We start from the raw sequence: 18,775 nt of genomic DNA on the forward strand, positions 1-18,775 counted from the left end.
TCCCCCGCTCCCCCGCTCCCCCGCTCCCCCTCTCCCCATCTCCCCATCTCCCCCATCGTTCCATCTTGCCAACCGCTACGTGATATCCTGATTGTGCAAAGAAAGGTTCGCAGGTCGTTTCCGAGCTGTTGCCAAAAGCGAGAAAATTTCCCAGTACCTTTGCGTACTGTGGAGTGCAAACAACATATACGCAATGTTCTCATCCCCATCCTCCAAACGGAATGGACATTCCGACGAAGATTCCGTCACCCTGACTGATGAAGCAGGGCGATCGCTGACTTGCAGCATTGAGCATTCTATGGACGTAGAGGGCCAAGAATACGTCCTGCTGCTTCCCGTTGACTCGCCAGTAGAAATTTTTACTTGGCAAGGAGACGACGCGGATGAGGCAGCTATCCCCGTAGAAGACGAGGCCGAAATTTCTCTAATTTTTGACACTGCCGAAGCCGTCCTACAGGAGCATAACTTAAAGCTCCTGCGGACGGCTGTAACGCTGACTGTTGTCGGAGAGTTGCCAGAATTTTCCGAAGAGGATGCGCCAGAAGATTCCGAAAGCGAAGATGAATCGGATTTCGAGGAACTTATGTGGCTAGCTAGCTTCTATCACGAAGAACAGGAGTATGCTATCTACACGCCCCTTGATCCGTTCTTTATCTTGGCGCGGATGAATGAAGCAGGCAAACCGGAACTGCTCTCAGCAGAAGAGTTTGAAAAGTTAGAACCCCTATTGCCGATGCTGGAAGACCAATTCTTTGATGAACTGGAATAGAGCAAGCACGCGCCAGCCGATTTTAGATTTGAGATTTTAGACGGACTCAAATATCTAAAATCGGCAATTATTTAATTTAGGATTTTTGTCCCATTAGTTTTCCTGCCATTAGTTAAGTGCCAAGAAATCTTGACAATTGACCTCGACAATTGATTTCAACAATTGACAATGAATACAGAATCACAGACAAAAGGCAACGAGCGAAACAGGACGAAAAAACGTACTCAGAATTTTTCTAAGGTGCTGTTTTATCTAATCTTGCTGCCTGCAACCTGGGGCTTTTTTGCTTGGCAGGGCTGGGCTTGGTGGAGTTGGGTTAGTTCCCCAGCGAAAACAGCAGACCAAAATGGGCAACCTCAGCAAAGTGCTGTTTCGATCGCCATTCCTCCTGGCACTTCCAGCCAACAAATCGGCAAAGATTTAGAGGCGGCGGGACTGATCCGTTCTGCTACGGGCTGGAATTTGTGGGCGCGATGGCTGACGCTGCAAAACCGTGAGGGCGGTTTTAAAGCTGGGACTTATGAATTGTCCCCAACTGTGCCCCTGACTGCGATCGCTGACAAAATCTGGAAGGGAGAGGTGATGCAGTTAAGCTTCACTATTCCAGAGGGTTGGTCTTTGCAGGATATGGCGAGTTATTTTGAGGCCCAAGGCTTTTTCCCAGCTAAAGACTTCCTAGCGGCGGCGAGTCAAGTTCCTTATGGCTATTATCCTTGGTTGCCCAGTGGGTTGCCTCATTTGGAAGGGTTTTTATATCCAGATACTTACCAAATAGAGGGCGATCGCGTTAATGCCGAAGCTGTGGTTAAACAAATGCTCAGCCGTTTTGAGCAAGTAGCTCTCCCCCTATATCAAAAAGATCAAAAGCAAACTAAGCTGGAATTGAAAGATTGGGTGACTCTAGCGAGTATTGTGGAAAAAGAAGCTGTAATTGCCTCTGAACGCAAACGTATTGCTGGTGTATTTAGTAAGCGCCTGCAACAGGGGATGAATTTAGGGGCAGATCCGACAGTTGAGTACGCCCTGGGCATCCGCCAAACTCGCGAAAAGCCTCTCACTTTTAAGCAGGTGGAAACTCCATCTCCTTACAATACCTATCTCAACCCCGGTTTACCGCCAACACCAATAGCGGCTCCGGGAATAGCGAGTTTAGAGGCAGCTCTTTATCCTGAAGATACAGAATATCTGTATTTCATGGCTCGCTATGACGGCACTCACATTTTCAGCAAAACGGCGGCTGAACACGAAGCGGCGATCGCTCAAGTGGATAAGCAGCAGCGCAATTCTCAATAAATCGCTAATCGGTAAGAGCTAATAGTCGAAAAAACAATTAGCAATTAGCAATTAGCAATTAGCAATTAGCAATTATTTATGTCTTGGGGCAAACTTTTAGAGCCTGACTTAGTTCTCGGCAATTCAGTAGTGCATCTCACTCCCGATCTCCTTCACCAAAATCAACTCAAGGGATTAGTTTTAGATGTAGATGAAACTCTCGTACCCATGAGGGCAGCTAACGCTTCTGCGGAACTGTTAGGTTGGGTAGAAGAAATTAAACCAACAGTAACTATTTGGTTGGTCAGCAATAACGTGAGTCAGCCTCGAATTGGTCGTATTGCTGAGTCTTTGAATTTGCCTTATATTACCGGGGCTGTTAAGCCTTCCCGCCGCAAGTTGAGACGGGCAGTGGAAGCGATGAATTTGCCGGTGGAACAGGTGGCAATGGTAGGCGATCGCCTTTTTACTGATGTTTTGGCCGGGAATCGTTTGGGTATGTTTACTATTCTAGTGGAACCAATGGTTAATATTGGTGAAGCAGTACGAAAATATCCTATGCGTTCTTTTGAAGTATGGGTTTCTCAAGCTTTAGGAGCATCTTTGACAATTAAAAGTTAAGCTCTCATTAACAATTAAAAATATAATAGTTAAAGGAGACAATGTACAAAGAAGAACAAATTAAACAACTTTTTGGGGATGAAGCTCTTGATTATTTAAAAAATAAAAATCAAGGAGGTACGAATAATCAGAAAGGAACTGACTATGAAACTAATTTCACTGTCTATCAACTAGCATTATTATCAAAAAGGGCGATCGAAGAAAACGAATTGATAAAATTTTATACTCAAGTTCCTGCCTTTGTTGATGATTTGCTCATTGAATTTGCTGACAGCAACATTTTTTATCACTACCAGTTAAAAAGCGGTACAAGTATAACTTGGGGCAAGGGGCTCAAATCTATAGCCGATGATTTTAAAAAGCAACAAGAGTTAAATCTAGCCAATTCTAAAACTTCAAATCTTTACCTAGTTGTTTCTGTTCATAACTTATGTGCAGCGCTTAATCAAAACATCCCTAACAAGATTAAATCATACAGCCAAGTTATTTACTTTCCACCCGAACCCAATTTAGTAAAAATTATCGAACAAGAACCAGCTTTTCGCGAAGCAATAGAGTATTTATCAGCTTTTGAAAACCCGGCCCCAGACAAGATAGAGTGTGTCGTAACGGTACTACTAGGCGCGTGGCTATGCAGTGATAAATCTGGCATTTCCCTCATGGACATCCTCAAGAAAGCTCAGAAGTCAACCCCTTCTTATATTTGTTCTTTCAGCCAGGAGCGGCAACTTGACCCCCAAGTAGAAAATATTTTAAGCAATATAGACAATTTCTCCTATAATCTAACTAAAGGTTTCCTGCATTGGAGCTATAGAGATGGACTGGAAGAGGGGACATTGCCCTACAGTATTGACACTGACCGATTTAGGCAGTTTCAAGAACTGCTCGAGAAAAATAACCCTACTTCCTTTGAGCAGCTAGAGGTGTTTTTAATATGACCCGAAAATACTCATCCCTCGTTAACGATCGTATTCGCTCTTTACTTAATACCTTAACGGACAAAAGTATAGAAACTCAACTATATCAAGAAACGATGACCAAGCTGGGAATGAGTTTGGGTAATGCTCTTCTCACAAAAATAGATAAAGAGAAAAGTGTTTATCTTGCCTCTACAGTTGAAGATGCCGATTTTTTAGCAAGAGGAGTATTGAATCAACTAGAAAATCATTTGGATTCAGTTGCTTTTGCTTGCTTTTGGAATCAAAGATTCTCGCCCTTTGAAATAGAAGATTTAAAAGTCGCGCCAATTCTCAAAAAATATCAAGAACCCACAGAAAGTCAAGTCAATTATTTAATAGTAATTAAATCTATTATTTCAGGAGCTTGTGTAGTCAAAACGAACCTGATTAACCTAATTCAAAAAATTACGCCAGATACAATTTTTATCGTGGCTCCTGTCATGTATCACAAATCTCAAGAAAAACTAATAAATGAATTTGAAAAAGATATTTACGAGAAATTAGAATTTCTATACTTTGCTGAGGATGACGAACGCACTCAAGAGGGAGAAGTGATTCCTGGTATTGGGGGAATGGTTTATGAGCGTCTAGGATTTAAAGGACAAGAAGACAAAAACAGATACATTCCTGAGATTGTAAAAGAGCGTCGTTCTCAACTTATGAAAGCTTCTGTATGAAAAATTCAATCAAACTTCAAGATTTATTGCAACAGATAGCAATTATTTATGCCTCAAACTATTGTTATTAAAATTGGTACTTCTAGTCTCACTCAGCCAGAAACAGGACATTTGGCTCTTTCAACTATTGCTAGTTTAGTTGAAACTGTGGCTAGTTTACGCCATCAAGGTCATAGAGTTGTTTTAGTTTCCTCTGGGGCTGTGGGAGTTGGTTGTGCTCGTTTAGGGCTGACGGATCGCCCTCGCAATATTGCTCTAAAACAAGCTGTTGCAGCAGTTGGTCAAGGGCGACTGATGCGGGTTTATGATGACTTATTTACAACACTACAACAGGCGATCGCACAAGTTTTATTAACTCGAAGTGACTTAGTGCAACGCCATAGTTATGTCAATGTTTATAATACTTTTCAACAATTGCTAAAGTTAGGGGTCATTCCCATAGTAAATGAAAATGACACCGTTGCTATAGATGAACTTAAGTTTGGTGACAACGACAACCTTTCAGCTTTAGTAGCTAGTTTAGTAGAGGCAGATTGGCTATTTCTACTCACAGATGTAGACCGCCTTTACTCAGCCGATCCTCGCAGTAATCCTGACGCTAAACCAATTAGTTTGGTGGAAAATATGGAACAGTTAGCAACACTTCAAGTGCAAACGGAAAACTCAAAAAGCGGTTGGGGAACTGGAGGGATGGTAACAAAAATTGAGGCGGCCAGAATTGCTACTGCTTCGGGAGTCCGCACTGTCATTACCCAAGGGCGTTTTCCCCGCAATATTGAGAAAATTCTCAAAGGAGAGGTAATTGGTACTCAGTTTGAACCTCAGCCTCGACCAGTTAATGCTCGGAAACATTGGATTGCAAATGTTCTCCTGCCTGCTGGTAAGCTTTACCTAGATGCAGGTGCTGTCAAGGCAATTTCTCAGGCTGGTAAATCGCTTTTAGCTGCTGGTATTACTCAAATTGAAGGAGAGTTTCAAAGTGAGGATGCAGTACAATTATGCGATGCTCAAGGTAAGGAAGTTGCCAGAGGACTTGTTAATTATAGCAGTTTTGAACTCCGCCAAATCCAGGGCTACCATTCTGAGAAAATTGCGCATATTTTGGGCTATGCTGGTGCTGAAACTGTCGTACATCGAGATAATTTGGTTATTACCTAAATAAGTAGTTTTACTCACTTAGACATCAGACAAGACTTTTTGAGTAGCTTGATATCCAGCTCTGTTATTTTGTTTTAAGTATTGTGAGGCTGCTTGTTCCAAATCTGCGATCGCGCCTTCTCGTTCACCTAATTGTAGTTTAGCTTGACCCCGCAGAAAATAAGCTTCAGGTTGGTTGGGATTTAAGTCAATAGCTTTATTTGCCTGATAAAGCGCATTGCGGTAGTCTTTAACTTCCATAGCATTTGCGGCTAAATCCACAAAATCATCGGCTACAATTATGGAGTCAGACGGAAGTGAGAGAGGTTCTTCAGCTAGCGAGACAGTCGGTGCAGCGAGAGCAACAGTCAGGGCTATGCTTAAGAATCCTATACTTTTGTAAAAAGCTTTCATTGCTTTTCTCCTAAATGCTCTTGTTTATAGAATAATCTTAAAAATAGTGGTATTGCTTCATCCCAAGTAGGTATCTTGAGCTCACCCTTTTAGGTGAGTTATTTGCAAAGGACTTATAAAGAAGGGGCTAGGGGCTAGGGCGTGTTTTCAAACTACAACCATAACCAGATAAAGGCGATCGTAATCATGGCTGTATAATTTGCAGCAAGTTTCTCATATCGTGTAGCAATACGTCTCCATTGCTTAAGTCGGTTGATAGCACGTTCAACAATGTTGCGTTGACGGTAGATTTCCCGACTAAAAGGACCGTGACGGGGTTCATTTGACAGTCGTGGGATGGTAAAACGGATACCTCGCCGTCGTAAGTAACTACGGATACGACGACCTGTGTAGCCTTTATCTCCTACGACTCTTGAAGGACGGATACGGGGACGACCTCGCCCAGAACGTTTGACTGCTCCTTGTTCCATCAATTGTTCTAAAAATATTGACTTCATAAGTTGACCGGGAGTGAGAAGAAAAGTTATCGGTTTACCTTTACCCTCACAACGTATGTGTATTTTTGTGCTAAAGCCACCGCGAGAACGACCTAGTTTCTCCTCTTCTTCACCCCCTTTTTTCCACCTGCGGCGTGTTGGTGGGCACGAATTACAGTTCCATCAACGTAATGCACGTCAAGCGTCTAGGTTTCCTTGTTTGTCCGCATCGGCTTGTAGGTGTTCTAAGACTTGTTTCCAGATATCGGCTTTTTGCCACCGATAAAACCGTGTGGCTATACTTTCCCACTTTCCATAACGTTCTGGTAGGTCTCGCCAGGGCGCACCAGTTCTCAGTATCCACTCCGATGCCATTGACAACCTGTCGGTGGTCGTGATTGGGCTTACCTGTTCGCGGTTTAAGCGGGGGAAGTAGGGGTTTTAACCTTTCCCACTGTTCGGTACTTAAGTCTCCTCTATTCATAAACACACCTGCCTGCGATCGCCTATTTTTAGGATACAACGAGTTTGAAAACACGCCCTAGCCCCTAGCTATAATTAGTACAGGGATATTTGCCATCATTGTGCTTGCATTCTGGCACAACATTAGTGTTTACGATCATTTTTTCTGTTTGATTTTTCTGCCCATTGGTATGATTAAATGCTGCTAGCGAAAGTCCTAAATTTGAGTCAAATCCTAAGATTAATAGTCCCAAAAAGGCTACAAAAGTAGATGTATTTTTCATGTTCGTTTCTACCTCTGATTAATTTTTGAATGCACGAGGTCGAAGCGAGTTGGCCAACTTTGCTTCTGAAAATTGAAAGTTAAGGATTGTGAAATTTCTCGTTTGTTTAGACTTGCTTGAGGTCTAAGCTTGCGAGGTATTCATATATTTATCGGGGTAAATTTGAAAAATTATGCTTTATTTCAGGTTGTGGTCAAATATCCTGGCGATTGAAATCGCGGCTATACAAACAAAGTCCGCCTACGCGGACTAATGAGGTTGGTAGACTTTTGCAATAATTGACTCGATTTATTGATTTAATCCCGCAACTGTGGTAGAAGTATAAGTTATAAGTAGAGTTACTAAGTGATGTTATACTTTGAGATAGTATATCAATAGCATGAGAACAACAATCAGGACTTGTGGGCTCTCACTCTTGTTAATTACAGCCATCCAGACACCAAGCATTGCAGGCGGTAGTAGCTGGAAAGTTAGCATTGAGAAAATACAGCTAAAATCTTCAAGTCGTGCAACAGTAGTTTTGAAAGCTCTTGAAGATAGGGCATTTAATCGGCAATGTACAAAATTGTTGATAGAGTTAAATTACCAGCCTGATTATCTCCAAGTACAGCAAAAGTTAGATCCTGGTCGTGAGAACGCCGCTCTCAAAAGCCATCAAGAAGCTTTAACATCTCTTCAGACGGCGTACAGTCAGCAGTCCCCAATTCGCTTTGGGGAGATGATGAGTGGCTTAATTCAGAAGCAAACTAATAGCTCATGGTTAGATTCTTTTATTCAGTTTTTTTCACAGTTGTTTGGGAAAGAAGAGCCACCGTCGATAGATTCAAGTATTCCAACTGAGTGCCAATTTACAGCGCCAGGTTTGGCACTATTTGAAGAATCATCAAATCAGCGAGTTGTGTATGTACTTAATGAGTTATGAACTAAAAGCATAGGTAGTATTGTACAAACAAATTCTAGTAGCGATCGCCTAAAGAATTAAAAATTAAAAATGTAAAATTAAAAAAGGCGAGAATTACCCGCCCCAATTCCTAATTAAAAAGTGTAAACTCTTCCCGTTTCATCAATATAAACTGCCCGCCCTTGATTGACATCGGTCGCACTCGTTGGCACAATCCGAACTGTCACCACATTATTAATAACTCGATACTCATATCTCAGCGGTACAGTCCCCTGGGGAGCATTAATCGGAATATTAGCAATATCACCTTTACGGCTGCTAATTCCAATATAAACATCTTTCGTTTCTCCCGGAGCTATTAAACTCGGATAGCCTTCAACTTTGCCATATTCCAAAGTATAACCAGTCTGATTCAAAAGCTGAACTTTAATCTCGCGATTGGGGTTAACTTTCCCTTCTGGTTGCCAAAATCCTGGTTGATATCGGTTATCTGAGGCTGGTTGCGAAAAAACTGCGGCTGGTATTCCTATGCTGAAGGTAGCTAATAGTGCTGCTGCTGTCAAAATTCTGTGTTTCATGGCGATCGCATTGGCAAAAGTGGTGGCATCCGGCCGCACGCTCCTGTTAAACTAGATCGAAGAGTATCGAGCCGGATTTTACTTCACTTATCAATTGCTGTACCATCAACCCGGAAAAGCAGCCAAAATTTTCAGGTTAGAAAGAATAGACACGCCCTTTTTCATCAATATAAACAGAGCGATCTAAAGGTGCTGCACCACTGGAAGTTCCGATCCTAACTGTTACGACATTTGTCTTAGGATCGACGTTATATTCATACCTCAAAGGAGTCGTCCCCTCCATCACATTAATGGGAATATTAGCAATATCGCCAGTGCTGTTTCCCTTACGAATAATGATATTTGCTGTACCTCCCGGAGGTAAAGACGATAAACCTTTTTCGGAATCGCCATATTCCAAATTTAATCCCGTCTCATTTGTCAAAATGAGCGTGATATCGCGAACGAGGTCAACTTGTGCTTCCGGTTGCCAAAACCCCGGCCTTGGCCCGCCGTCAGGGGAAGGTTGAGACAACACTGCACTAGGTTGAATTAATGCGATCGCGCTGATAATACCTGCTGTCAAAATTCTCAATTTCATAGCTTTTTCCTCGTAGTGTGTTAGTAACATTAACAAGACAGATCCCAAGTCTAGTTAATAGTTATCATTACCGTACAAACAGATTGGAATCCAGTTTTTTGCAAGTGATGCCAATGAGTAATGGTAATCAACCCGAATTAAATAGAAGGAAGAAGGCTTTAGTTATCTAGGAAATCGGGAAGAATGCTTATACAGCAAAATACCAATTTAATATTAGGCATTACTTCATTTGTCACCATTCCCCTCCTTAAGGGAGATACAGCTCATTCTAACAGAAAGCAGCTTTATAAAGCATCTTCCATAGGTATTGAAATCAGAACTTACGCTTACAGTACGACCGCTCTCTGGGCAGCGATCGCACTGACCGAAGGACAGAGTTAGGTAATTTTTAGAAATCGTATTTTATCACCAAGATTTATTAATTCAAAGGTTAGTATGCCACTTTTAGGATTGACCACTATTGAGCGATCGCTTATCTCAACCTTTGGCGGGCTGCTTGTAAAATCAAGCGTTGCTCAGCGCGTGCGATCGCAATACCAGTGCGTTCCACCGCCTCCACGTTCACAGAAATAGATGTAATCCCCCACCTTACTAGCGAATCAATCATCTCAGGATACAAAGCCGGAGCATCCCCACAGATAGAGCAAGGAATTCCGGCGGTATTCGCCATTTCAATTAACTGTTGAATCGCTCTAATTGCAGCAGGATGACGTGAATTAAAAACACTAGCCATCTGTTCCGAATCGCGGTCAATACCTAACAAAAGTTGAGTCAAATCGTTAGTACCGATCGCAATTCCCTGAACTCCAGCTTTCACATAATCGGGTAACAAAAACAAAACTGATGGCACCTCAGCCATAATCCACAGTTGAAAATCTGGATGCAACCGTCCCCAAAGTGTTTCTAACCGATTTCGGCAGAAAGAAAAATCTTCAACAGAGCGCACAAAAGGCAAAATTAAGTTAACATTGCTATATCCCAACTGATATACTCTTTCAATAACTGTCAATTCTAAATCAAATAGTTCTGGATCTAATACATAACTAAAACTGCCTTCCACCCCCGATTCCCGCAAATCTAAAGAGCGATAAAACACAGGGCGCGGAGCTAAAGCAGCCGCAAATAGAGCTAGCTGATCCGCCATCCGCTCCACAAATTCTGCTTGGCGATCGCTGTGAAGCCAAAGCCTGGGATGTTGATAATCCAAAGCTTCCAGCGCCATCAATTCCGATCGTAACAACCCGATGCCATCCACAGGCAGATTTTTAATCCGCGCAATGGAACCGATCTGGCTGACATTAACGTAAAGCTTAGTAGCTATTGGCAATGGGTAATTTAGGGTTGAAGAAAAATCCGTTATCCCGTCAATACTCAGAGATTGAGCTGTTGCGTTTGACAGTTGTGCGTATTTTTCTTCGGCAATGTATGCCTTGCCGGATGTGCTATTATTAATATTAGTTTCGCTCATCAAGTAAACTTCTCCTTTATTGCCATCTATTAACAGTGAATCGCCAGTTTTAATCGCATGAGTAGCATCGGCAACTCCGACAACTGCCGGAATGCCAAGTTCTCTGGCTAGAATTGCGCCATGTCCCGTCATCCCTCCTCGTTCTGAAATTACCCCAGCAGCAAGTTTTAGCCAAGGTAGCCACTCTGGGCTAATTTCAGAGGCTACTAAAATTCCTCCTGCTAAAAAATTGGATAATCTAGAGTTAGGATTGGTAATCACTTGGGCGGTAGCGATCGCAGTTCCGGCCGCTGCTGGTAGTCCCCGGAAGCAAATAGGGGAAGAGAGAGAGAGTTTTTCATCCTCGCGATCGCCTTTTCTGTGTTGCCCATTTAAGAGAGAAACTTGGGTCACATACAACTGCGGCTCTGAATTTGAGGCTAATTGGCACAAAGTCCACTCCATAACTAGGGAGCAACCAAGGTCTGCTTTTACCTTTTCTGCCATATCCATCAGCCCTTGCAGGTAAGGTTGATCTAGAGCGTATTGATTTTGCTCGACTTCGCTGAGGGCGCGAGCTTGCAAAGGACTGGCGGCACCAGAAATAACGAAGGAGGCCCCTGTTGCAGAGGCTTCGCGATCGCGGCGGAGGATGAAATGAGAATTTTGCTGCGTTCCTCCCTCCCCGCGATCGTGGGCTAAGTTATAAGCGATGTTTTTATGACCTAACTGCTGGCTTTGGATGTTTCTAGTTTCTGGCTGCACTTGGTAGCAGTCAGGAATAGCCTCTCCCCAAATTAAAGACATCCCCAAACCCCAACTGGCTTGGATTTCCCAAACTGCGCCCCCGTCGGCGGCGATCGAACCAGAGGCGATCGCATTCCGTAGCGGCTGTACTAGAATTACGGGTGCTAGTTTATGCAAACTTTGACCGCAACGCTGCCAGTAAAATAGACTTTTGGCTCTAAAAAGTTCTGCCCAAGCTCCTTTGATCCCACTAGCAATAGCTTCGGCATCAGTCCATACTACTTGAGATTCCAACAAACCAGAAGTTTTAATGCTGGTGTTAGTCAGGGAAGGCCGAAAAATCAGGGCTTTGGCATCTAATTGTTGCACTGCTGACTCAAGAGTAGAGGCTAAGGCTTCTGGCAGTTTGGCGCTGATAATTTGGTGACGAATACGCTGGGCGATCGCTTGTAGTTGCTGGGGATTGTCAGCATTGAAATATAGAGAGGAGTTAGGGAGGTCAGCAAATAGGGGTTCTAACCACTCAATTTCTGAAAGGAAATCCCAAAACGTTTGAGGCGTGACTACAAAACCCATTGCAACGGGGTAGCCACGCTGCATTAGGTCGCTTAAGTAAAACGCTTTGTCTCCAACCGTATCTCGGTCAGAGGATTGAATCTGGTTGAGCCAGTAGAGGTTTTGCACACTCTTAGCCTCTCGAGCAACTTTATTAAGATTTTATTAAATTTTGTGGTGGTCGCGAGTAAATGTTGAGCCTTAAAGCTATTCAAGGACAGCGCCTTGCGATCGAACTTAGGCTGTTGATTCCCGCAACCGCTTTTTTAAGGGTGCTTTCCGATCCCCCCTTTTTAAGGGGAGTATAGGGGGTATCTCTGTGAGTCCTGTTTGAGTTAAAATCTGACAATGGAAAAACGCTGGTGGACTTCTTACTTTAAACCGTTCTGGAGTTTATTTCTTAAGTCTAGCTGTTCTCTTTGTCAGCGGACTGCACGGGGAGAGTCGTTTTGTCAATATTGCCAGAAACAAATTTGGCAGTGCCAATTTACTAACAACAGTCAACTTTGGCAAGGAGAAATGCCGATTTTTGTCTGGGGAGAGTATAGAGGAGCGTTGAAACGCGCGATCGCAGCTTTTAAATATGATAACAAACCAGAAATAGGTAAACCTTTGGGTCACTGGCTGGCTCAAGCTTGGTTAAATTATCCCGAATTAGCTATTGACAAATTGACAGTTGTACCCATTCCTTTGCACGCGACAAAGTTAAAAAAGCGGGGTTTTAATCAGGCTGAAATTTTAGCAGAGAATTTTTGTGAATTGACGGGTTTACCTTTGCAGCGACAAGGTTTGGAACGAGTCAAGGATACTAAACCGCTATTCGATCTTTCACGAAAACAGCGACAAGATGAGATGAAAGAAGCGTTAATTTTAGGTAAAGGTTTTCGCCGTCGGCATCCCCCTGGGGGTGTACTGTTGGTGGATGATATTTATACTAGCGGCACTACGGTGAAATCTGCAACTGAGGCTTTGAAACGGGAGGGGATTAAGGTTTATGGAGTGGTGGCGATCGCAACTACTAGGAAAAATTGAAAATTGAAAATTAAAGTATTGACTCGATCGTTTGGGAATTGGGCTACTTCCTCAGCCAACAAGACCTTGTAAAAGTTGACACTTACAAAAAGTATCGGGAAATTGGCGGCTCACTTTTAGGTTTGAAGATAGTGAAGTATACGATCTGGATCTTGAGGATTACCATTGAGAAACGTAAATTGAATAATCGGCCCAATTCTTCGTGAAACTTAGGGATCTGAGATTCCCAAACCTTAAAGAAGAGATTAAAAATTAGAAAACTTTATCTAGGAGATATATTTTGTTATGATAAACTTAGAAGACATTACAGATGATAGGACAGTAAGACCAGTACATCCTGGCGAGGTAATCTCAGATATTCTTGATGATTTAGGAATGACTCAGACAAAGTTTGCAGAGATTTTAGGAGTATCCGATCTAACTGTTAACGAGATTCTAGAGGGTCGAAAACCAATCACCGTTGATATAGCAATACGCATTGGTAAAGCTTTTGGAAATGGGTCTCGCCTCTGGCTGAATCTTCAACAGAAGGTAGATATCTGGGACGCATTGCAAATGCACAAAAAAGAATACGATGAAGTGCCAACCTTAGTGTAACAGGTGATTGAGGAGAACGGAAAATAACTTTATTCTTTAGCTTTTACGGTCGTTAATGTGCGATCGACTATCCATTAATCCGTTACACAATTCGTTGCCAACGCCGCATCAAAAGTAGCGCGATCGCACATTGCAGACTGAGCACCATTTTTAGTCGCACACAGAGCCCCCGCCGCCGCACCCCAAACCACCGCCTCCCGCAAAGACAAACCAGTATCTAATGCTGCTGCAAGTCCACCATTAAAAGCATCGCCAGCAGCTACGGTATCAACAGCTTCGACGGTAAAAGCAGGGATAAAAAAGGTTTCATCAGCAGTAGCGCAAACAACACCTTTAGAGCCTAATTTAATAATCGCATTATTAACACCTAAATGACGCAATTGATCGGCGGCTTGAGTAGCAGTTTCCGGGTTGTTAACAGGAAATCCTACCAGTTGACTAGCTTCAATTTCATTAGGAGTAATAATGTCAATTAATGGATAAAAATCTGTAGGAATATCTGAGCGAAAAGGTGCAGGATCTAGAATAACTTTTACACTAGCTTCGCGGGCAAGTTTTGCTGCTGCTTGGACAACTTGCAGCGGAATTTCTAACTGTAATAACAAAGCTGTTGCAGTTGGCAATATTTCTTTTAGCCGTTCTAAATCAGTGTCATTGATGCAGTTGTTGGCACCGGGAACGACGATAATGTTATTTTGACCGCTATCTTCTACGGCAATAATAGCAATACCTGAATGAGTGCTTTTATCAATTAATATTTTGTCTGTATTCAATCCATAAAATTGTAAATTAGTCAATAGTTCTTGACCAAAATGATCGCCCCCAACCCTCCCGATTAGGTGAGTTGTTATTCCCAACTGGGAGGTCGCTACGGCTTGATTTGCACCTTTACCGCCGCCTGCGGTGAAGAAATTATGACCGAGTAGGGTTTCGCCGGGAAGGGGTAAACGAGGGGTTTTGGCGATTAGGTCGATGTTGATGCTACCAAAGACTATAATGCTCATAGATTTAGATCTAGATACGGTGTAAAAGTTTGAGTTCTTCAGGGTTAAGTTCGCGCCATTGACCAGGTTCTAAACCATCTAAGCGTAGGTGCGCGATCGCAACTCTTACTAGCCGCAAAGTAGGGAAACCAACCGCTGCTGTCATTCGCCTTACCTGACGATTTTTCCCCTCTGTAAGGGTCATTTCTAACCATGCGGTGGGTATATTTTTGCGAAACCTGATCGGCGGATTGCGTGGCGGTAATAGCGGTTCTGTCGATAAGAGTTGCACTTTTGTCGGTCGAGTGCGATAATTTTGAATAGTTATACCCGATCGCAGATGCGCGATCGCATCTTCGCTAGGAATTTTTTCTACTTGTACCCAATAAGTGCGCGGGTGAGCAAATTTCGGATCGCTTAGTCGATGCTGCATTTGCCCATCATCTGTTAACAGTAACAGCCCTTCGCTATCTCTGTCTAGCCGTCCGACAGGATATATAAAAGAAATGGGTATATAGTCTTTAAGGGTGCTACGTTTGTTCTCACTTTCCGCGTCTGTGAATTGGGTTAAAACATCGTAAGGTTTATAAAAGAGAATATAGCGGTAAGCCATCGTGATTTTATATTTTAGATTTTGATTATACTCGATTTAAAATAAGCTTTTACACCTTCCTACTCATCTTCAATCAGTCCATTACAGATAGCGCCAACAATCGCATCATCTTTCATCCATAGTTGTACACCCAAACGGAAATACTCAATGGGAATCTGTGTTCCTATCATTTCACCAATTTCATCTTCTTGACCTAAGATTTGGCGAATATCATCTAGCGATAGTCCAAATAGATTCTGACCTTGGTAAAACAGATTGTCATAGCAACCAACACCAACAATATAACAATTTTCAACATAAATTCTTGTTTCACACTCAGGAAATTCGTAAGTATCCCAATCGCCTGATTTACAGTCAGGTTCCAATTTTTGTAAATTGTATTTAGTTACGATGGGAGTAGCTGCTTCTCCAAAATGAATATATCCTATTGAAACAAGAGGCTGCCAGTGCCAAATTAAGATATTATCTTTCATATTTTTTCAAATCCTTACTAATTACCGTTTAGCTTATTGAGACTGATTTCCCCCTTTTTTCTGTTGATGTATACATTTCAAAGGAGATTTGATATTATCTGTATTTAATCGGACACAATCTAATACCAATTATCTAAATTATTGATACAATCAGCATTGTTGAGTGAACTTCATACAACCAACCTCCTGCCTCTACCGTTGCCTAACTTTAGAGAATTGGTATAAGTCCGATTAAGATAAAACAATGCGATCGCGACCCTGTTCTTTAGCTCGATAAAGTGCCTGATCTGCCGCCAATATCAACTTGACGAGTACCTCGCTATCTGCAACAGTAGTGGCTATGCCCATACTCAAAGTAACGTACTTGCTAACGCCTGACTTAGCGTGAGGTAGCTTAAGAGATTCCATTTCCGAACGAATAGCTTTAGCCGCACGTAAAGCAGAAGCAGCATCCCTATTAGGCAAAATCACCGCAAATTCTTCTCCACCATAACGCGCCGCCAAAAATAGGTTTTCATCCTCCGGCACTTCTCCAGTTTCCCACTCTTCACTGTTACCCAAACATCGCTCCACAGAACGATTGAGAGCAGCAGCAACCTTTTTCAAACAAGCATCGCCTGCTTGGTGTCCGTAGGTGTCATTGTAGAGTTTGAAAAAGTCAACATCACACAGAATTAATGATAGTGGGGTGCGATCGCGCACAGAGCGGGCCCATTCGCACTCCAAATATTCATCAAAGCAGCGACGGTTAGGAATTAGGGTTAAACCATCCAAAGTAGCGATCCGCTTGAGTTCTTGATTGGCATCCTGTAATCTTTGATAAAGTTCAGCTTGGCTGATGGCGATCGCTAACTGCGCCGCCAACTGCTTGAGCAAATCCATCTCCTGCGGTTGCCAGTGGCGCGATCCCTTACAATGGTGGGCAACTAACAGCCCCCAAGGTTGATAATTAGGAATTTTTGAGTTTGGAGATGGCTTAGTTACACTCGCAACGCTTAGCTGCGTTGAGTTATAAGAGTCAGTGCTACTCCCCTGCTCCCCTGCTCCCCTGCTCCCCTGCTCCCCTACTCCCCTGCTCCCCTGCTCCCCCTGCTCCCCTGCTCCCCTGCTCCCCTGCTCCCCTGCTCCCCTGCTCCCCTGCTCCCCTGCTCCCCTGCTCCCCTGCTCCCACACTCCCCAATCCCTGTAGCGCGATCGGCATGACTAAAGTCGCTCTTACTTGAAACTGAGCGAGTAAATCAACATCAGACTGCGGTAAATCTGCCCGATCGATATCCTCAACTGCTTGGATTTGACCGTCAGCAAACATAGACGTAGCAAAGCTAGCATCAAGAACCTTAACATCTAGCATCGGCTGCCAATCCGAACATACCGATTCTACAGCCACCGCTCTAGTACCATCCTGCTCGCAACGGTAAATTAATACTCGATCTGTCTGCAAAAATTCTCTGACTTCTGCAACCGCTACGCTCAGAATACCCCTAAGATCGAGAGAAGAGCGGATACGCTGAGCAATCTTACTAATCAGTCGCTCCCGTTCAGCTTGCTGCCTGCGCTCTTCTTCCAAGCGCTTGCGCTCGGTAATATCTTCAACAGTTCCCTCATAGTAAAGCGCCGTTCCGTGCCTGTCGCGAACTGCACGAGCATTCTCAGAAATCCAGATCGTGCTACCGTCAGAGCGGTAAACTTGGGACTCAAACCCCGACACTACATCATCTTCTTGCAAGCGCCGGATAAACTCGGCGCGGCGATTTGGTTCTACGTACAATTGCCGCGAGATGTCAGTCAAGCGCACCATCAATTCTTGGGGCGTGGAGTAGCCGTAAATCCGGGCTAAAGCAGGATTGGCATTGAGATAATGACCGTCAATTGTGGTCTGAAAAATCCCTTCCAGAGCATTTTCAAACAAGCTGCGGTATTTCTCCTCCGCCTGCCGCTGAGCTTCTTGGGCTTCTACGCGGTGGGAGATATCGCGGTAAGCGCTCAAAAATAGGCTGCGGTTTTTATACTGCATTAAAGATGTCGATACCAACAGGGTTTTCTGCTTGCCTTCTTTCGTAACGATCGCTGTTTCCACATCTCGAAATCCGCCCGTAAGTACCATCTCCCTAATCCCATTCAAGGCGGCGGCGTGGGCTTGGGTGTCAGGATACAGCAACCGCAGAAAATCTCCAGCAGTTTCAGCCTCTGCTTTGCTATAACCCGTCAACTCCTCCATTCGGGAGTTATAGATGATAAAGTTCCCCTCCGCGTCGCTGAGGGTAATGCCTTCGCCAACGGTTTCAATCACTGTAGATAGCCGTTGAGCGCCCTCAATAATTTCTTCCTGAGCTTGTTTGTGGGGAGTAATATCTTCATAGGTGATCAGGATACCGACAACGTTTCCCTCTATGTCGTGCAGCGGAATCTTGTTAGTGTCCAGCCACGCCAGTTGACCGTTTGCTTGGAGTTGGGGTTGCAGGATGCGATATTGCGGGGTATCTGTTTCCATCACGCGCAGATCGCTTTTACGAAAGGACTCAGCTTGCTCTTTTGTCCAAGGTAAGTCCCAGTCTGTAAGTCCAATAATGTCTTGACAACAGGCCAAACCTGCATCAGCAGCGGCAGTGCGGTTACAACCTAAGTAGACGGAGTTTCGATCTTTCCAGCAAATGGCTTGGGGAATGTTATCGATCACCAGTTGGAGCATTTCCTGTGACTGTCGTAGGGCTGACACTGCTTGTTTACCCTCGCTGATGTCGATACCCAATTCCAGAACTAGCTGAGAACCGTCAATGTCTGTAAAAGGGAAGTTGTAACTTTGATAAGTCTTGCCATCAAAGCGCGTCCATTCCCAAGTAGCCGTTTTTTTGATGTCTAAAACTTCGCTAGTCATATAGGTAGGATAAGAGGGCGATTGCCCTGGAAGGATTTCTGGACGCTGCTTGGCATCTGGATCGCCAAAGTGTTCGCGGAAGTAGCGATTAGCAAAGTGGATGCTGCGATCGCGCCCTTGCACGCAGACATAAGCGGGGAGTTGGTCTAGGAGGGAAAACAGCCGCTCTCGTTCGGCTTTGAGTGCGGCCTCTGCTTGTTTGCGCTCGCTGATATCTTCTATGACGGCAATATAATACTTAGGACGCATCATGGCATTGCTTGGATCTCGGCTCGGCACCATTCTACATCTGAGTCGATCTCATGTACTTTGGAAACGCAAGA

At 43.7% G+C, this 18,775-nt stretch carries 21 protein-coding genes and 1 pseudogene; 10 read left to right on the forward strand and 12 right to left on the reverse strand.

What is annotated here, in order from left to right; translation table 11 throughout:
• A partial coding sequence (locus tag OSCIL6407_RS37185) for a hypothetical protein (RefSeq protein ID WP_234709952.1) occupies positions 1-203 on the reverse strand: 203 nt, incomplete at its 3' end.
• On the opposite strand from OSCIL6407_RS37185, the gene OSCIL6407_RS0118545 reads away from it, so the two are divergent.
• The 6 genes from OSCIL6407_RS0118545 to proB all read left to right on the forward strand — a co-directional run bounded on the left by OSCIL6407_RS0118545 (position 194) and on the right by proB (position 5,456).
• Entirely contained in the window at positions 194-769 is a 576-nt protein-coding gene (locus OSCIL6407_RS0118545) for a DUF3727 domain-containing protein (protein WP_007357457.1), read from the forward strand. The two genes, OSCIL6407_RS37185 and OSCIL6407_RS0118545, sit on opposite strands and share 10 nt — an antisense overlap.
• A 168-nt stretch (positions 770-937) precedes the next feature.
• Positions 938-2,062, forward strand: coding sequence for an endolytic transglycosylase MltG (gene mltG, locus OSCIL6407_RS0118550; RefSeq protein ID WP_007357458.1), 1,125 nt, complete (start codon positions 938-940; stop codon positions 2,060-2,062).
• Positions 2,063-2,140: 78 nt separating this feature from the next.
• Positions 2,141-2,662, forward strand: a complete 522-nt coding sequence (locus tag OSCIL6407_RS0118555) for a YqeG family HAD IIIA-type phosphatase (RefSeq protein ID WP_007357459.1) — start codon at positions 2,141-2,143, stop codon at positions 2,660-2,662.
• A 41-nt stretch (positions 2,663-2,703) separates the two neighbouring features.
• Positions 2,704-3,600: a hypothetical protein gene (locus OSCIL6407_RS0118560; protein ID WP_007357460.1), complete on the forward strand. Its 897-nt coding sequence runs from the start codon at positions 2,704-2,706 to the stop codon at positions 3,598-3,600.
• Positions 3,597-4,298: a hypothetical protein gene (locus tag OSCIL6407_RS0118565; RefSeq protein WP_007357461.1), complete on the forward strand. Its 702-nt coding sequence runs from the start codon at positions 3,597-3,599 to the stop codon at positions 4,296-4,298. The genes OSCIL6407_RS0118560 and OSCIL6407_RS0118565 overlap by 4 nt, the downstream gene beginning before the upstream one ends.
• 48 nt (positions 4,299-4,346) lie before the next feature.
• Positions 4,347-5,456 carry a glutamate 5-kinase gene (gene proB / locus OSCIL6407_RS0118570; RefSeq protein WP_007357462.1) on the forward strand — a complete coding sequence of 370 codons (1,110 nt, stop codon included), beginning with the start codon at positions 4,347-4,349 and terminating at the stop codon, positions 5,454-5,456.
• 18 nt (positions 5,457-5,474) lie between these two features.
• On the opposite strand, the gene OSCIL6407_RS0118575 is transcribed toward proB, so the two are convergent.
• The 3 genes and pseudogenes from OSCIL6407_RS0118575 to OSCIL6407_RS0118585 all read right to left on the reverse strand — a co-directional run bounded on the left by OSCIL6407_RS0118575 (position 5,475) and on the right by OSCIL6407_RS0118585 (position 7,071).
• Complete coding sequence (locus OSCIL6407_RS0118575; RefSeq protein WP_007357463.1) at positions 5,475-5,849, reverse strand: tetratricopeptide repeat protein; 375 nt, start codon at positions 5,847-5,849, stop codon at positions 5,475-5,477.
• A 152-nt stretch (positions 5,850-6,001) separates the two neighbouring features.
• Positions 6,002-6,809 (reverse strand): annotated as a pseudogene (locus OSCIL6407_RS36295) (IS5 family transposase).
• A 64-nt stretch (positions 6,810-6,873) separates the two neighbouring features.
• Positions 6,874-7,071 carry a hypothetical protein gene (locus OSCIL6407_RS0118585; RefSeq protein ID WP_007356771.1) on the reverse strand — a complete coding sequence of 66 codons (198 nt, stop codon included), beginning with the start codon at positions 7,069-7,071 and terminating at the stop codon, positions 6,874-6,876.
• 379 nt (positions 7,072-7,450) lie between these two features.
• On the opposite strand from OSCIL6407_RS0118585, the gene OSCIL6407_RS0118590 reads away from it, so the two are divergent.
• Positions 7,451-7,993 (forward strand): hypothetical protein, encoded by a 543-nt coding sequence (locus OSCIL6407_RS0118590; RefSeq protein ID WP_007356772.1) that lies wholly within the window; start codon positions 7,451-7,453, stop codon positions 7,991-7,993.
• A 113-nt stretch (positions 7,994-8,106) separates the two neighbouring features.
• Here OSCIL6407_RS0118590 and OSCIL6407_RS0118595 read toward each other — a convergent pair whose 3' ends face one another.
• Positions 8,107-8,589: a hypothetical protein gene (locus tag OSCIL6407_RS0118595; RefSeq protein WP_007356773.1), complete on the reverse strand. Its 483-nt coding sequence runs from the start codon at positions 8,587-8,589 to the stop codon at positions 8,107-8,109.
• A gap of 97 nt (positions 8,590-8,686) precedes the next feature.
• On the reverse strand, positions 8,687-9,130 hold the full coding sequence (locus OSCIL6407_RS0118600; RefSeq protein ID WP_007356774.1) for a hypothetical protein: 444 nt from the start codon (positions 9,128-9,130) through the stop codon (positions 8,687-8,689).
• Positions 9,131-9,313: 183 nt separating this feature from the next.
• Between OSCIL6407_RS0118600 and OSCIL6407_RS0118605 the strand changes: the two genes are divergently transcribed.
• Positions 9,314-9,511: a hypothetical protein gene (locus OSCIL6407_RS0118605; RefSeq protein ID WP_007356775.1), complete on the forward strand. Its 198-nt coding sequence runs from the start codon at positions 9,314-9,316 to the stop codon at positions 9,509-9,511.
• Between the two features lie 91 nt (positions 9,512-9,602).
• Here the strand turns inward: OSCIL6407_RS0118605 and OSCIL6407_RS0118610 are convergent, their stop codons facing one another.
• Positions 9,603-12,008: a putative PEP-binding protein gene (locus OSCIL6407_RS0118610; protein ID WP_007356776.1), complete on the reverse strand. Its 2,406-nt coding sequence runs from the start codon at positions 12,006-12,008 to the stop codon at positions 9,603-9,605.
• Between the two features lie 219 nt (positions 12,009-12,227).
• Here OSCIL6407_RS0118610 and OSCIL6407_RS0118615 point away from each other — a divergent pair, with 219 nt between their 5' ends.
• Positions 12,228-12,911: a ComF family protein gene (locus OSCIL6407_RS0118615; protein WP_007356777.1), complete on the forward strand. Its 684-nt coding sequence runs from the start codon at positions 12,228-12,230 to the stop codon at positions 12,909-12,911.
• A gap of 285 nt (positions 12,912-13,196) precedes the next feature.
• Entirely contained in the window at positions 13,197-13,508 is a 312-nt protein-coding gene (locus OSCIL6407_RS0118620; protein ID WP_007356778.1) for a HigA family addiction module antitoxin, read from the forward strand.
• A 74-nt stretch (positions 13,509-13,582) separates the two neighbouring features.
• Here the strand turns inward: OSCIL6407_RS0118620 and rbsK are convergent, their stop codons facing one another.
• The 5 genes from rbsK to OSCIL6407_RS37190 form a co-directional block, all read right to left on the reverse strand.
• Positions 13,583-14,512, reverse strand: a complete 930-nt coding sequence (rbsK, locus tag OSCIL6407_RS0118625; RefSeq protein ID WP_007356779.1) for a ribokinase — start codon at positions 14,510-14,512, stop codon at positions 13,583-13,585.
• A 10-nt stretch (positions 14,513-14,522) separates the two neighbouring features.
• Positions 14,523-15,104, reverse strand: a complete 582-nt coding sequence (locus OSCIL6407_RS0118630; RefSeq protein ID WP_007356780.1) for a pseudouridine synthase — start codon at positions 15,102-15,104, stop codon at positions 14,523-14,525.
• A gap of 59 nt (positions 15,105-15,163) precedes the next feature.
• On the reverse strand, positions 15,164-15,577 hold the full coding sequence (locus OSCIL6407_RS0118635) for a hypothetical protein (RefSeq protein WP_007356781.1): 414 nt from the start codon (positions 15,575-15,577) through the stop codon (positions 15,164-15,166).
• A 231-nt stretch (positions 15,578-15,808) separates the two neighbouring features.
• Positions 15,809-16,534, reverse strand: coding sequence for a sensor domain-containing diguanylate cyclase (locus OSCIL6407_RS30940; protein WP_234709963.1), 726 nt, complete (start codon positions 16,532-16,534; stop codon positions 15,809-15,811).
• Between the two features lie 67 nt (positions 16,535-16,601).
• On the reverse strand, positions 16,602-18,704 hold the full coding sequence (locus OSCIL6407_RS37190; RefSeq protein WP_162140452.1) for a PAS domain S-box protein: 2,103 nt from the start codon (positions 18,702-18,704) through the stop codon (positions 16,602-16,604).
• Positions 18,705-18,775 lie beyond the last annotated feature (71 nt).

It is taken from the genome of Kamptonema formosum PCC 6407, assembly GCF_000332155.1.
In the GTDB taxonomy this organism is placed as follows: Bacteria; Cyanobacteriota; Cyanobacteriia; order Cyanobacteriales; family Microcoleaceae; genus Kamptonema; species Kamptonema formosum.